Below are 13,105 nucleotides of genomic sequence, written 5' to 3' on the forward strand. Positions count from 1 at the left end.
AAAACCGGTCAGCGGAACGCCGCGAGCCCCGTGACCGCCTGACCGAGTGACAGCGCGTGCATCTCCTCGGTGCCCTCGTACGTCAGCACCGTCTCGAGGTTGGCCATGTGCCGCATCACCGGGTACTCCAGCGAAATCCCGTTGGCGCCCAGCATCGACCGCGCGGTCCGGGCCACGTCCAGCGCCGACCGGACGTTCGCCATCTTCCCGAAGCTGACGTGGTTGTGGTGCAGCGAACCGGCGTCCTTCAGCCGGCCGATCTGCAGCGCCACCAGCCCGGCGCGGTTGACCTCGACGACCAGGTCGGCGAGCTTGCGCTGGGTCAGCTGGAACCCTGCCAGGGGCTTCCCGAACTGCGACCGCGACAGCGTGTACTCCAGCGCGGCTTCGTAGCACGCGCGTGCCGCCCCGACGACCCCGAACAGGATCCCGTAGCGAGCTTCGTTCAGGCAGGACAGCGGCCCGCGCAGCCCGCGGACCTCGGGGAACGCCGCCGACGCCGGCAGCCGGACGCCGTCGAGCACCAGTTCCGCGGTCAGCGACGCCCGCAGCGACAGCTTGTGCTTGACCTCGTTCGCGGTGAAGCCCGGCGTGGCCGTCGGGACCACGAAGCCGCGGATGCCGTCGTCGGTCTGGGCCCAGACGACCGCGACGTCGGCGACGGTTCCGTTGGTGATCCACATCTTCGTGCCGGACAGCACCCAGTCGTCGCCGTCGCGCACCGCCCGCGTCCGCATCGAGCCCGGGTCGCTGCCCGCGTCCGGCTCGGTCAGCCCGAAGCAGCCCAGCGCTTCGCCGGTCGCCATCCGCGGCAGCCACTCCTGCCGGTGCTCTTCGCTGCCCCACTGGTGGATCGCGTACATCGCCAGCGATCCCTGCACCGAGACGAAGCTGCGCAGGCCCGAGTCGACGGCCTCGAGCTCGCGGCACGCGATGCCGTAGGCCACGGCGCTGGTGCCGGCGCAGCCGTAGCCCTCCAGGTGCATGCCGAGCAGGCCGAGCGAGCCGAAGCCCTTCGCGAGTTCCGCGGCGGGGAGCGCGCCGGTTTCGTACCAGTCGGCGACGTGGCCGAGCAGCTGGTCCTTCGCGTACGCGCGGACGGCGTCGCGGATCGCCCGTTCCTCCTCGGCGAGCCCGGCGTCGAGGTCGAGGAAGTCGTGCGGGTCAGGGGTGCGACTCATGAGGGCTCCCGGGGGACGCGTCGATGCGGCCCCCGCAGGAAACCACAGTCAGGCGTCTGTTCTCCGCGTGGCGTTCGTCACGCGCGCAGCAGACGTGCTCGGGCCGCACCGTGGGCGGGTCTGCTGGCGCGGGATCAGCAGCTCGCTGAACTGCGGGAACGGCACGCTTTCGATGTCGTCGCGCCAGGCGTGCAGCATCTGGGACAGCAGATCGTCCTCGGCCATCTTCGCCTCCCTGGCGTCCGGTCGTGGCACCTCAGCGCACACGATCGGGTGAAGTGATACCCGGCGAGCGGGACGCTCAAACGGGTGTCTTCAAGATTTTTCCGGGGAGCGTGCGCTCTGTGGCAGGATGACGTCGCCGCCGCCAAGGCCTCCACTCCCGAGGAGCGCACATGCGCACACTGCGGACGGCAAGTCTGCTCGCCCTCACCACCGCCACCCTGCTCGCCGGCGCCGGCGTCGCCACCGCGCACGGCAGTGGCTGGCGGCAGGTCGGCCACACCACCGCCGAGAACCGGATCAGCGGCGAAGGCCTCGCCACGCTGCGACGGCCCGGCCACGTCCCCGAGCTCGTCTACCGCAACGCCGCCACCATCCCGCAGCCGCTCAAGGACGAGGGCTGGGGCCACGTCGGCGACCCCGATTCGCTGCGCGGCTACGTCTTCGACGTCTACCAGGACACCCGCACCCCGACGCCCACGACGAAGATGTACCTGGTCACCCGGCCCGACGGGACCACGACGGAGTTCGTCCACCCGCTGCAGCCCGACGAGCCGGCCGTGAACGCGAACGCCCAGGTCGCGGCCACGCCCGACGGGCAGTGGCTCGTCTCCGGCCCGCTCGGCGAAATCGACCGCCTCTACGTCTCCCCGACGCCGTTCCTCAACCCCCGCGGCCCGCGGCAGGCGGGCGACCTGCCGGTCGCCGCCCGCATCCACCTCGACCACCACGTCCGCAGCGCCCAGGGCTGTGACTTCGTCGGCGTGACGCGCCTGATCTGCGCGACGAGCGACCCGTACAACGACCTGTACCCGACCAACCTGCAGCTCCTGCAGATCGACCTCGCCCGGCCGCTCGACGGCCGCGACGTCACCGCGGACGTGCACGAGCTCGGCCAGGTCCCGCTGGTCAGCACCTGCACGGGCACCTTCACCCCGGAAGGCGTCGACTACGACGCCGGCGTGCTGCGCGTCGAGGTCGTGCCGCCGTCGCCCTGCAACACCGTGACCGACGTCTATTCGTTCGAACGCCGCTGAGAGCGACGGCTACGCTGGGTGGCGTGTCTCGTGTGGTGATCCTCGACTACGGTTCCGGCAACCTCCGCTCCGCCGAACGCGCTGTGGCGCGCGCCGGGGCCGACGTCGAGGTCACCGCCGACCCGCATGCCGCCGTCGAAGCCGACGGCCTGGTCGTTCCCGGCGTCGGCGCCTACTCCGCCTGCATGGCGGGGCTGCTGGACGTGCACGGGCACCGGATCATCGGCAAGCGCTTGGCCGGCGGGCGGCCGGTGCTCGGCATCTGCGTCGGCATGCAGATCCTCTTCTCCCGCGGCGTCGAGCACGGCGAGGAGACCGAGGGCACCGGCGAGTGGCCAGGGGTCGTCGACCGGCTGCACGCCGACGTCCTGCCGCACATGGGGTGGAACACCGTGCGCGCGCCCGCGGACTCGCAGCTGTTCGCCGGGCTGGACCCGGACGAACGGTTCTACTTCGTGCACTCCTACGCCGCGCGCGCGTGGGAACTGGACGGCCTGCCCGGCCAGGAACCGAAGGTCACCTGGGCCCACCACGGCGAGGACTTCGTCGCCGCGGTCGAGAACGGGCCGCTGTGGGCCACCCAGTTCCACCCGGAGAAGTCGGGCGACGCCGGGGCGCATCTGCTGCGCAACTGGCTGGCGACCCTCTGACCGGGTGAGCCGGGTCGCCGCCCTAGAGTTACCCGCGTGACTTTCACGCTGCTTCCCGCCGTTGATGTGGCCGATGGCCAGGCCGTGCGACTCGTCCAGGGCGAGGCCGGCACCGAGACCTCCTATGGCAGCCCCCTGGAAGCCGCCCTGGCCTGGCAGCGCGACGGCGCCGAGTGGATCCACCTGGTCGACCTCGACGCCGCGTTCGGCAAGGGCAGCAACCGCGAGCTGCTCGCCGAGGTCGTCGGCACGCTCGACGTCAAGGTCGAGCTGTCCGGCGGCATCCGCGACGACGCGTCGCTGAAGGCCGCCCTGGACACCGGGGCCCGGCGGGTCAACCTCGGCACCGCCGCGCTCGAAGACCCGGAGTGGACCTCCCGGGTGATCGGCGAGTACGGCGACCGCGTCGCGATCGGCCTCGACGTGCGGATCACCGAGGCCGGCCACCGCCTCTCGGCCCGCGGCTGGACCTCCGATGGCGGCGACCTGTGGGACGTCCTGGAACGCCTCGACCGCGACGGCGCGTCCCGCTACGTCGTCACCGACGTCAGCAAGGACGGCACGCTGCGCGGCCCGAACCTCGACCTGCTGCGTGACGTCGTCGCCCGCACCGACGCACCGGTGATCGCCTCCGGCGGGGTGTCGAGCGTGGCCGACCTCGTCGCGCTGGCGGGCCTGGCGTCCGACGGGGTCGAGGGCTCGATCGTCGGGAAGGCGCTCTACGCCGGCGCGTTCACGCTGCCCGAGGCGCTCGCCGCGGTCGCGAAGGTCCAGGCGCGGTAGGTCGTGATCCCCGCGACCACCGGGTAGGACTTGACCACCAGTTCGTCGATCGCCCGCACAGCCAGATGTCCAGGCCGTCTCGGCCTTGAGCCGCCGCGCCAGGGCCAGCGGATCGCCGGGCACGAGCTTGCGCATGTGGATTAACTCCGGATGTAGTACTTTGGGCGAAGTGGTTGAGGCCGTGGTAGTACTACGTCTGGAGTGGTGTCAACGTCATGGTGCGACGCAATCCCGAGCGGCGCGCGGCGCTGCTCGACGCCGCGATCGAAGTCCTGGCCAACGAGGGCGCGCGCGGGCTCACCTTCCGCGCGGTCGACCAGCAGGCCGAGGTGCCGGTCGGCACGGCGTCCAACTACTTCGCCAACCGCGGCGAAATCCTCAAGCACGCGGGAGAGCGGGTCTACGAGCGGCTGGTGGACGACGCGGTGATCGCGGGCGGCCTGGCGGGCCCGCGTGACCGCGCCCGCGTCACCGCGCTGATGCACGAGCTGGTCGACCGCGTGGCCGCGTTCCCGACGGGCTTCCTGGCCCTGCTGGAACTGCGGCTGGAAGCCGCGCGCCGTCCGGAACTGCGGGAAGTGCTGACCAGCCGCATCCGCACGGACGTCGATTTCAACGTCGAGTACCACGAGAAGTCCGGCCTGCCCGGCGACGGCACGATGGTGGTCCTGCTGTGGCTGGCGCTGAACTGGCTGATCATGGAACGGCTGACGCTGCCGGACCTGTTCACCGAGCAGGAGCGCCGCGACCTGGTCACCGCGCTGGTCGAGCGGCTGCTGGCCGGGCAGCCGTGACCGCCTGCGGCCGCCCTGCACGCCGCCGCTTGAGGCCGAAAAGCGGCTGACAGCGGACGCCGTGCGTCGTAGGTTGCCGCGGGTGGAGGAGATCGTCACCCAGCTCGAAATGACCGCCGCCGGCCAGTTGAACCCCGCTCCGCTCGTCGACGGGGTCGCGTTGCGGACCACCGGGCCGGGGCCGCTGATCCGTGAGCTGCACGTCCGGATCGGGACGCCGTACCGGTGGCCGGGCGCCACCCGCGGGGACGCCGAGTGGGACCGCTGGCTCGCCGCACCCCGCCGCGAATACCGGCTCGTCGAATACCACGGCGAACTCGCCGGCGCCGCGGATTTCGAGCCGCAGCCCGGGAACGACGTCGAGATCACCACGTTCGGCCTGCTGCCGGAGTTCGTCGGGAAAGGACTCGGCGGGTGCGCGCTCACCCTCGTCGTCGCCGACGCGTGGGCGCTGCCCGGGACGCGGCGCGTCTGGCTGCACACCTCGACGCTCGACCACCCGAACGCGCTGCCGAACTACCTGCGGCGCGGCTTCCGCAGCTTCAGCCGTCCACTTTGACCGCGATGCCGACCGTCCGGTCCTCCGGGCCGCGCAGCTTCGAGAAGAACATCGTGACCCGCCCGACGATGCCGTACTTGCGGGCGATCGCCCGCCGGACCTGCTCGGTCTCGGCGGCGTCCAGCAGCCGGGCCTGGCCGGAGACCTTCGCGCCGTGCGTCTTCCGCCCGCGGACGTCGCAGGCCTGGACCTCGACGCGGCCGCTGTTGCGGATGCGCTTGACCTTGCCGGCCTCGCGCACCGACCACAGCACCAGCTCGCCGTCGCGGCCGGCCACCCAGATCGGGGTCGGCACGGCCCGCCCGTCGCGCCGGAACGTGGTCAGGACGACGTAGCGCTCGGCGGCGAGGCGGTCGGTCTCGGAGGTCATGAGCCCACCGTAGCCGGGTGGCGGACGGCGATGCCCGGGTAGCGGTGTACCGCCCACGCGAGACCGCACTCGGCGCCGCCGGGGAAGGTCATGTCCCACCGTGACCGGTGTGAAGAATGCATAGGCCTTTCGGCGCGGAAAGCCCACACGCCTGGCCGAAGCGTTTCAACACATCTACCTGCAACGCTTTTCGGGCTGGGTTCCCGCACCCTGGAGGGCATCGATGGCGGTCAAACAGCAAGTACCGGTTCATCCGCAGGCAGGCTTCTTCGGCGCCGGGCCGTATCCCGCGCGCCGGGCCGCGATCGCCGTCGCGGCGGTCGTGGCGGGGTTCGTGCTGACCGCCATCTGGTCGGCCCCCTTCGTCGACTCCGTGATCGGCGACAGCGTCGCGAACGGGCTCCTCGGCCACGACGCCAAAGCCACCCCGATCAGCGGCGTCCTCGCCGGGACGCTCTTCGCCTTCGTCTCCGGCCTCGCGGGTTCCTTCACCGCCTGCAACATCGCCGCGTTCGGCGCCGTCGCGCCGCTGGTCGGCGACCAGGCAGGCGGGAAGCGGAACGCGCTCAAACCGCTCGGCTGGATCTCCGCCGGCATGCTCACCGTGTCCGTCGTCTACGGCGTCATCGTCGCGCTCGTCGGCACGCGGATGCCGCAGTTCTCCACCGCGAAGACCACCGGGCTCTCCCCGCGCAGCATCCAGTCCATGGTCGCCTTCGGCGTCGTCGGCCTGGTCTTCCTCCTGATGGGCCTGATCGCCCTCGGCATCCTCCGCAACCCCTTCGCCGGCTTCACGCGCCGCCACCCCGCCGCGCCCCTCGTGCTGATGGGCGCGCTCATCGGCGGGTTCCTCATCGGACGGCCGTACCCGCTCTTCCGGATCATGTTCCGCGACGCCGCCGAGCAGCACGACGTCCTCTACGGCGCCGCCGCGTTCGCGCTGCAGTCGCTCGGCAACATCGTCGTCATGGCGGTGCTGTTCCTGATCCTGACCTACGCCACGGGCGGGCGCGTGCAGCGCTGGCTGGCCGCGAAACCGGCGCGGATCGCCACCGTCACCGGCGTGGCCCTGCTCGTCGGCGGCACGTTCACGCTGCTCTACTGGGACGTCCGCGTGCTGGGCCGGCTCGGGATCATCTGGTTCCCGATGATCAACTGGTAGCCCGCCCGAGCCAGCGGTAGTCGGGTGCCGGGTCGAGCTGGACGCCGTTCGCGACGGCGATCAGCTCGGCCTCCGGCCGCGCTCCCGAGACCGTCAGCCAGCGCCCCGACGGCAGCGGCACCGCGACCATCGCGTCCCGCCCGGTCGCCGGCGGCACGAAGAAACCTTCGCCGCCGCGGACGGTCACCGGTTCGGCACCCTGCACGCCGGGCGCATCGCGGCCGGCGGCGGCCCGGACCGCGGCGACCGACGGCCGGGCCGGGTCGGCCGCGGTCAGCTCGGTACCCGCGTCACCGGGGCCGGTGCCCTTCACCACGGTCGAACGTTCGGCCAGCCCGGCCGGCAGCGGGCCGAACCGCAGCTCGCCGCGGACGCCGACCGGGTCGGTGGCGACCGAGCCGGCGACCCGCTGGGCGATCGCGCCGGCGTCCGGGATCCCGAGGACCTGCACGACCAGCACGTGCTGCTCGTCGGCCAGCCAGGTGAGCTCCGCGGTGCCGCGGGAGCCGGTGAGCATGGCGACCCGGCCGTGCACCAAGACCTGGTCCTTGATGGACGCGATCCGCAGCGCCGTCTGCGACCACTCGGGGTCGGCGGTGGGGTACGCCGTCAGCGTGACCTTGGCGAAGCCGGCCGTCCACTGCCGGACCTGCGGGGTGAGCCCGGGGCCGCCTTCGCGGTACTGCTCGGTGAAGCCGTCCGGCAGCCACTCCGGGCCGTAGCCGAGCACCGGCCGGCTCGCGGCCGGCGCCAGGTCCGGCCGGGTCAGCAGCTGCGTGCCGGAGATGACGCCGACGACCACCACGACCACGGCGGCGGCGACCAGGGCCAGCCGGGTCGCCGGCCGCCGCCTCCGCCCGGCACGGGCGAGCGCGTCGCGCACCGCGTGGCCGTCCGGGGCGCGGGCGGCGAGGCGGTCGAGGCTGTCCCGGATCAGCGTCTCGGTGTCGTGGTCGCTGCGGGTCATTCGGGGGCTCCGGTGGTGACGGCGGTGTGCTTCAACCCGGCTTGGCGCAGGGTGGTCAGGGCGCGCGAGATCTGGCTGCGCACGGTCGACGCGCCGCAGCGCAGGACGGCGGCGATCTCGGCGTCGGAGTAGTTCTCGTAGTACCGCAGCACGACGGCCGCGCGCTGCTTGCGGGGCAGCGTGGCGAGCAGGCCGAGCATGGCGTCCCGCTCGTCGTAGGCGGTCGCGGGGTCGGGTTCGGGCGGGCCCAAGTCGTCGAGGACGTCGTGGCTGCTCGACACCATCCGCCGCACCGCCCGCCGCCGCCAGGACAGGTACTCGTTGGTGATCATCCGCCGCACGTAGGCCGGCGGCGCGGCGATGCCGTCCCACCGCTGCTGGGCGCGCAGGAGCACGTCCTGGACGACGTCCTGCGCCAGGTGCGGGTCGTTCGTCAGGACGGTGGCGTAGCGGAGCAGCCCGTCCAGCCGCTCCGCCACGAACTCTTCGAAGGTCACACGCGTCCTTTCGGTCACTCCTGTGGACGCGCGAGGGGGCCGTGCCGCTGCACGGCGGACGGAACTTTTTTCACCGGGGCAGGACGTCCTCCAGCCGGACGAACGCGAAACCCGTGGTCGGCAGGTCCCCGGCCGACGGGCGGCGCTCGCCGTCGTGGACCACCAGGAGGCCGTGCGGGAAGCGGCGGCCGAGGGAAGCGGTGCTGATCGCCGAGCCGTCGGAGTGCTCGACCGAGTCCGTGCCGCGGCCCGCGACGATCCGCAGGTCACGGACGTGCCGGCCGTACACGACGAACCGCGAGTCGCCCTGGCTGGAGGCGAACAGCGTGCCGTTCGCCACCGCCAGCCCCTCCGCGTCGGCCGTCAGCCGGCGGCCGCCGTAGCCGGGGTCGGCGCCGTCCGGGACGCACTCCTCCGAAGCCGCGTCCCAGCGCGAGGGGACGCCGAAGGAGCGCACGCGGTCGATCAGCTCGGGCCGCCCGAAGCCCCCGGACGTCAGCGGGATCCGCCAGATCCCGACGTCTTCCTGGGCGGTGTAGAGCACGCGGCCGTCGAGCACCGAGCCCTCCAGCTGGGGTCCCTCGCCGGGCTCCTCGCACGGCGACCACGAGGTCCCGTCCGGCAGCCGGAACCGCGCCGGCAGGTCCACGGTGTCGATCGGCGCGGTGCCGACCGACCCGCCCGGCCGGTCCACCAGCCGCAGCAGCGCCACTCGCGTTTCGTGCCGCCGGGTCACCGCGACCCACCGGACACCGGTGCGCGGGTCCCGGCCCGCGGCCAGGCCGTAGGCGGTCCGCTGCTCGTCCACTTCGGACTCCGACGCGGAGAACACCGGTGCGGCGGCGGGGTCGGTGACGTCCCGCAGCACGTGCGCGCCGGCCGCCGCGCCCGCGGGGTCGATCCGGTAGACGCGGACGCGGTCCCGGCCCCGGTCGCTGACGACGGCCAGGTCCCCGACGACATCGACGTTGTTGAACCGCCCGCCGGGGCCGGCGGGGACCAGCTGCAGGGTCCGCGCGCCGAGGTCGAACGCGGCGAGGCCGCCTTCCTTCAGGGCACCGAGGACGACGCTGCGCTCGGGGTCGCGCGGGTGCACCCAGATGGCCGGGTCGTCGGCGTCGGCGTCGGCCGGGGTGGCGCCGGCGTCGTCGACGAAGGCCTGGGTCTGGAGGACGGGCGCCGGGTCGCGGGGAGCGGCCGACGCGGGGACGGCGGTCAGGAGGGAGACGGCGGCCACGGCCACCGGGAGGAGTCTGCGCACGCGCGGAAACTAGACGAACCGGGTGGCCGGGGCGTGAACGGCGGATGCCGGATCGCGGCCGGTCCGACCCCCTTGACTACGCTGGTGGCCATGTCTGTCGCGGTGCGGGTGATCCCCTGTCTCGACGTCGACGCGGGCCGGGTGGTGAAGGGGGTCAACTTCGCCGGCCTCCGTGACGCCGGAGACCCTGTCGAGCTGGCCCGGCGCTACGACGCCGAAGGCGCCGACGAGCTCACCTTCCTCGACGTCACGGCCTCCTCCGGGGACCGCGAGACCACCTACGACGTCGTCCGCCGGACCGCCGAGCAGGTGTTCATCCCGCTCACCGTCGGCGGCGGCGTCCGCAGCAACGACGACGTCAACCGGCTGCTGCGGACCGGCGCCGACAAGGTGAGCATCAACACCGCCGCCATCGCGCGGCCCGAGTTCCTCAGCGAGGCGTCGCGGCGGTTCGGTGCCCAGTGCATCGTGCTGTCCGTCGACGCCCGCCGCGTGCCCGAGGGCGGCGAGCCGACCGCCTCCGGCTTCGAGGTCACCACCCACGGCGGCCGCCGCGGCACCGGGATCGACGCCGTCGAGTGGGCGGCCCGCGGCGAGGAGCTGGGCGTCGGCGAGATCCTGCTCAACTCCATGGACGCCGACGGCACGAAGAACGGCTTCGACCTCGAACTCCTCGAACTGGTGCGCAAGGCCGTGCGCGTCCCGGTGATCGCCAGCGGGGGAGCGGGGGCCGTCGAGCACTTCCTGCCCGCGGTGCGGACCGGGGCCGACGCCGTGCTCGCCGCCAGCGTGTTCCACTTCGGACAGCTGACGATCGGGGACGTCAAGGGCGCCCTGCGCGAAGGCGGGGTCGAGGTCCGGTGAAGTCCTGGCAGGCACCCGTCGAGGTGAAGGTGACCGCCGGCCTGCTGGTCGGGCTCCCGGTCGCGTGGGCGCTGCTCGACCTGATCCCGGTGCTGAGCGCCGGGGCGGGCCTGGCCATCTACCGGATGCCCGCGCTCGCGCTGCTGCTCGGGGCCGTGGTGACCACCGGGCTCGTGCTGAAGATGGGCAGCGCGCGGATCGGCGGCCTGGTCGTCACCGTCGTCTTCGCGCTGCTGCACGCGTTCCTGCTGCTCGCCGCCGAGCTGTGGTTCAACAAGCTGTTCTCCGGCCTGTCCTTCGCCGGCTACGGCTACGCGTTCGTCCTGCTGAACTCGATGCCGCTCAAGCGGCACATCCTGGGAGCCACCGCATGACCCTGGACGCGGCCGTCTCGGCGCGCCTCAAGCGCAACGCCGACGGCCTGATCGCCGCGGTCGTCGTCGAACACGCCACTTCGGACGTGCTGATGATGGCCTGGATGAACGACGACGCCCTCGCGGCGACACTGGCCACCCGCCGCGGGACGTACTGGTCGCGCAGCCGGCAGAAGCTGTGGGTGAAGGGCGAAACGTCCGGGCACTACCAGCACGTTCGCGAGGTGCGGATCGACTGCGACGGCGATACGGTGCTGCTGCGCGTCGACCAGACCGGCCCGGCCTGTCACACCGGCACGCACACCTGCTTCGACACCGAGGAACGCCTCCTCCTGGCGGATGAGAAAGAGCACGCGTGACCATCGTCGCCGACATCCTGGTCGGGCTCGTCGCCCTGATCCACCTCTACATCGTCGTCCTGGAGATGTTCCTCTGGACGTCGCCCCGCGCCCGCGCCGGCTTCGGCACCACGAAGGAGTTCGCGGAGGAGACCAAGACGCTCGCCGCCAACCAGGGGCTGTACAACGGCTTCCTGGCGCTCGCGCTGGTGTGGGGCCTCATCGCGAGCGACCCGACCGGGTTCCAGCTCAAGCTCTACGGCATCGTCTGCGTGATCGTCGCGGGCCTCTACGGCGCCGCGACGGCCAGCAAGCGGATCCTGTTCGTGCAGGTGGTCCCCGGCGCGCTGGCGCTCATCGCGCTGCTGCTCGCGCGGTAGCCGTCCGGTCACCGGGCGGCGTCCCGGAGCAGCGCCAGGGAAGCCTCCTCGCTCAGCGCGGCCTTGGCGAGCAGCCTGGCCACCTGCTGGTGCCCGGAAATCTGCGCGTCCTCGTGCAGGAAAGCCGTCGAGCAGACGTGTTCGACGGAGACGATCGGCGGCGAACCGGGGAACTCGTAGATTTCGAACGGGCCGATCAGGCCGGGGTGGTAACCGATTCCGGCGGGGACGATCCGCAGGCTGATGTTCCGGCGCTGTGACACCGCCTCCAGGTGGTCGATCTGGTCGGACATGACCCCGGGAATGCCGAAATCCTCCTGCAGGGAACGTTCGCCGAGCAAAGCGGTGAACCGGATGGGTTCGCGGCGGGTGAGAATCGCCTGCCGGGCGAGCCGGACCCGCAGTTGCCGGTCGGCCTGTTCGATCGGGACCGCGGAACTGTCCACGATGGCGCGGATGTAGTCCGGGGTCTGCAGCAGCCCGGGAACGATCAGCGGCGACCACGAGGTGATGGCGTTCGCGGTCCGTTCGAGGTCCAGTCTCGTGGTGAGCGCGAAGGGCAGATCGGTGTTGCCCGAAGCGAGCCAGTTGGGTTCGCGGGCGTGCCGGGCGAGCGCCCGGATCCGGTCGCGCTTTTCCCCGGTGACGCCGAGCAGCGCCAGGATCGCCGACACGTCTTCGACGCTCGGCAGGCGCTGTCCCTTTTCCCACACGGACAGCAACTGGGGGAGGATGCCCAGTTTGTCGGCGAGAGCCCGCAGGCCGATTTTGCGCGCTTCGCGTTCTTCGCGCAGCGAAGCGGCCAGTGTTCTCGCGGCGGGTCCCGAAGACGTTGGCTTCATGCGGCGATACTACGAATCGCTCAATTCCACGATTGTGCGAATGGTGTCCACGAATGGCGATCGGCCGCAATTCGTCCGGCATTCGGGTGACGCGCGAGCCGGTTGACTTGTGCCTTTTCTTGCGGCTTCGACGCGATTCCGGTCGCGGGGTCAGCCGATCTCGCCGGTCAGGTAGCGCTGCAGGTTCGGCGCGATCGCCCGCACCAGCACCTCGACGTCCTCGGTGGTGAGCGGTTCGAACTTCGCCACGTACCGGACCATGCCCAGGCCCACCATCTGGGTCGCGCACAGGTTCATCCGCAGCGCGTTGCGGTCCGAGCCGATCGAGGTGATCAGCCCGCTGAAGAACCGCTGGAAGAAGTCGCGCAGCACGTGGCCGGCCTGCTCGTGGCCGGTGATGCTGCGGATGAGCGCCACGAACTGGCCGCCGCCCGCGCTGTCCCAGCGGGTGATGAACGTGCGGACGATCCGCTCGCCCAGCTCGTCGGCGGGGCCGTTGCGCAGCGCCTTCTGCAGCTCCAGGGGGTCGAACGGCAGCTCGAGGACCGCCTGGGCGAACAGGCCCTCCTTGCTGCCGAACCAGTGGTTGACCATCGCCGCGTCGACGCCGGCGCGAGTGGCGATCGCGCGCACGGTCGCACCGTCGTAGCCGTTTTCGGCGAACACCGACCGCGCGGCGTCGATCAGCGCCGTGCGGGTGTCCTGGCCGGCCGGGCGGCGCCCGCGGCGACGGGCAGTAGTCTCGGTGTGGTCCGTGGTGCTCACGCACCCATCATGACGCACGGATCCATGAAATTCAATGAGCGTTGAATTCGACACCCGGA

General features: G+C 71.9%; 18 protein-coding genes. 10 read left to right on the plus strand and 8 right to left on the minus strand.

The features are described 5' to 3' along the window. Nucleotides 1–8: 8 nt before the first annotated feature. Both ACWEF6_RS08365 and ACWEF6_RS08370 read right to left on the minus strand, forming a co-directional pair. A complete protein-coding gene (locus tag ACWEF6_RS08365; protein ID WP_449682269.1) occupies nt 9–1,181 on the minus strand; it encodes an acyl-CoA dehydrogenase family protein in 1,173 nt (390 codons plus the stop codon). A gap of 48 nt (nt 1,182–1,229) precedes the next feature. Beyond that, nucleotides 1,230–1,406: a hypothetical protein gene (locus ACWEF6_RS08370; protein ID WP_449682270.1), complete on the minus strand. Its 177-nt coding sequence runs from the start codon at nt 1,404–1,406 to the stop codon at nt 1,230–1,232. Between the two features lie 170 nt (nt 1,407–1,576). Here ACWEF6_RS08370 and ACWEF6_RS08375 point away from each other — a divergent pair, with 170 nt between their 5' ends. The 5 genes from ACWEF6_RS08375 to ACWEF6_RS08395 all read left to right on the plus strand — a co-directional run bounded on the left by ACWEF6_RS08375 (nt 1,577) and on the right by ACWEF6_RS08395 (nt 5,226). Then, on the plus strand, nt 1,577–2,440 hold the full coding sequence (locus tag ACWEF6_RS08375; RefSeq protein ID WP_449682271.1) for a hypothetical protein: 864 nt from the start codon (nt 1,577–1,579) through the stop codon (nt 2,438–2,440). Between the two features lie 32 nt (nt 2,441–2,472). Further along, entirely contained in the window at nt 2,473–3,090 is a 618-nt protein-coding gene (hisH, locus tag ACWEF6_RS08380) for an imidazole glycerol phosphate synthase subunit HisH (RefSeq protein WP_449682344.1), read from the plus strand. Between the two features lie 36 nt (nt 3,091–3,126). Then, a complete protein-coding gene (gene priA, locus ACWEF6_RS08385; protein ID WP_449682272.1) occupies nt 3,127–3,873 on the plus strand; it encodes a bifunctional 1-(5-phosphoribosyl)-5-((5-phosphoribosylamino)methylideneamino)imidazole-4-carboxamide isomerase/phosphoribosylanthranilate isomerase PriA in 747 nt (248 codons plus the stop codon). A gap of 215 nt (nt 3,874–4,088) precedes the next feature. Further along, nucleotides 4,089–4,667, plus strand: coding sequence for a TetR/AcrR family transcriptional regulator (locus ACWEF6_RS08390; protein ID WP_449682273.1), 579 nt, complete (start codon nt 4,089–4,091; stop codon nt 4,665–4,667). Nucleotides 4,668–4,749: 82 nt separating this feature from the next. Beyond that, on the plus strand, nt 4,750–5,226 hold the full coding sequence (locus ACWEF6_RS08395; protein ID WP_449682274.1) for a GNAT family N-acetyltransferase: 477 nt from the start codon (nt 4,750–4,752) through the stop codon (nt 5,224–5,226). On the opposite strand, the gene ACWEF6_RS08400 is transcribed toward ACWEF6_RS08395, so the two are convergent. Beyond that, a complete protein-coding gene (locus ACWEF6_RS08400) occupies nt 5,210–5,596 on the minus strand; it encodes a PPOX class F420-dependent oxidoreductase (RefSeq protein ID WP_310976514.1) in 387 nt (128 codons plus the stop codon). The two genes, ACWEF6_RS08395 and ACWEF6_RS08400, sit on opposite strands and share 17 nt — an antisense overlap. Nucleotides 5,597–5,819: 223 nt before the next feature. Here ACWEF6_RS08400 and ACWEF6_RS08405 point away from each other — a divergent pair, with 223 nt between their 5' ends. Then, complete coding sequence (locus ACWEF6_RS08405; protein ID WP_449682275.1) at nt 5,820–6,758, plus strand: hypothetical protein; 939 nt, start codon at nt 5,820–5,822, stop codon at nt 6,756–6,758. Here the strand turns inward: ACWEF6_RS08405 and ACWEF6_RS08410 are convergent. The 3 genes from ACWEF6_RS08410 to ACWEF6_RS08420 form a co-directional block, all read right to left on the minus strand. Continuing rightward, nucleotides 6,748–7,725: a hypothetical protein gene (locus tag ACWEF6_RS08410; RefSeq protein ID WP_449682276.1), complete on the minus strand. Its 978-nt coding sequence runs from the start codon at nt 7,723–7,725 to the stop codon at nt 6,748–6,750. The two genes, ACWEF6_RS08405 and ACWEF6_RS08410, sit on opposite strands and share 11 nt — an antisense overlap. Continuing rightward, nucleotides 7,722–8,222, minus strand: coding sequence for a SigE family RNA polymerase sigma factor (locus ACWEF6_RS08415; RefSeq protein ID WP_449682277.1), 501 nt, complete (start codon nt 8,220–8,222; stop codon nt 7,722–7,724). Before ACWEF6_RS08415 ends, ACWEF6_RS08410 begins: the two co-directional genes overlap by 4 nt. Nucleotides 8,223–8,292: 70 nt before the next feature. Continuing rightward, nucleotides 8,293–9,465, minus strand: coding sequence for a phytase (locus tag ACWEF6_RS08420; protein ID WP_449682345.1), 1,173 nt, complete (start codon nt 9,463–9,465; stop codon nt 8,293–8,295). 108 nt (nt 9,466–9,573) lie between these two features. Between ACWEF6_RS08420 and hisF the strand changes: the two genes are divergently transcribed. The 4 genes from hisF to ACWEF6_RS08440 are packed head-to-tail and all read left to right on the plus strand — an operon-like array spanning nt 9,574 to nt 11,439. After that, nucleotides 9,574–10,347: an imidazole glycerol phosphate synthase subunit HisF gene (hisF, locus tag ACWEF6_RS08425; protein ID WP_310976505.1), complete on the plus strand. Its 774-nt coding sequence runs from the start codon at nt 9,574–9,576 to the stop codon at nt 10,345–10,347. Next, a complete protein-coding gene (locus ACWEF6_RS08430; protein ID WP_310976503.1) occupies nt 10,344–10,721 on the plus strand; it encodes a hypothetical protein in 378 nt (125 codons plus the stop codon). Before hisF ends, ACWEF6_RS08430 begins: the two co-directional genes overlap by 4 nt. Then, on the plus strand, nt 10,718–11,080 hold the full coding sequence (gene hisI / locus ACWEF6_RS08435) for a phosphoribosyl-AMP cyclohydrolase (RefSeq protein ID WP_086841627.1): 363 nt from the start codon (nt 10,718–10,720) through the stop codon (nt 11,078–11,080). Before ACWEF6_RS08430 ends, hisI begins: the two co-directional genes overlap by 4 nt. Further along, a complete protein-coding gene (locus ACWEF6_RS08440) occupies nt 11,077–11,439 on the plus strand; it encodes a DUF1304 domain-containing protein (protein ID WP_310976500.1) in 363 nt (120 codons plus the stop codon). Before hisI ends, ACWEF6_RS08440 begins: the two co-directional genes overlap by 4 nt. Nucleotides 11,440–11,447: 8 nt before the next feature. Here the strand turns inward: ACWEF6_RS08440 and ACWEF6_RS08445 are convergent, their stop codons facing one another. Both ACWEF6_RS08445 and ACWEF6_RS08450 read right to left on the minus strand, forming a co-directional pair. Then, nucleotides 11,448–12,281 (minus strand): helix-turn-helix domain-containing protein, encoded by an 834-nt coding sequence (locus tag ACWEF6_RS08445; protein ID WP_449682278.1) that lies wholly within the window; start codon nt 12,279–12,281, stop codon nt 11,448–11,450. Between the two features lie 150 nt (nt 12,282–12,431). Continuing rightward, on the minus strand, nt 12,432–13,046 hold the full coding sequence (locus ACWEF6_RS08450; RefSeq protein ID WP_449682279.1) for a TetR/AcrR family transcriptional regulator: 615 nt from the start codon (nt 13,044–13,046) through the stop codon (nt 12,432–12,434). Between the last annotated feature and the right edge of the window lie 59 nt (nt 13,047–13,105).

It is taken from the genome of Amycolatopsis sp. NPDC004772 (assembly GCF_053601215.1).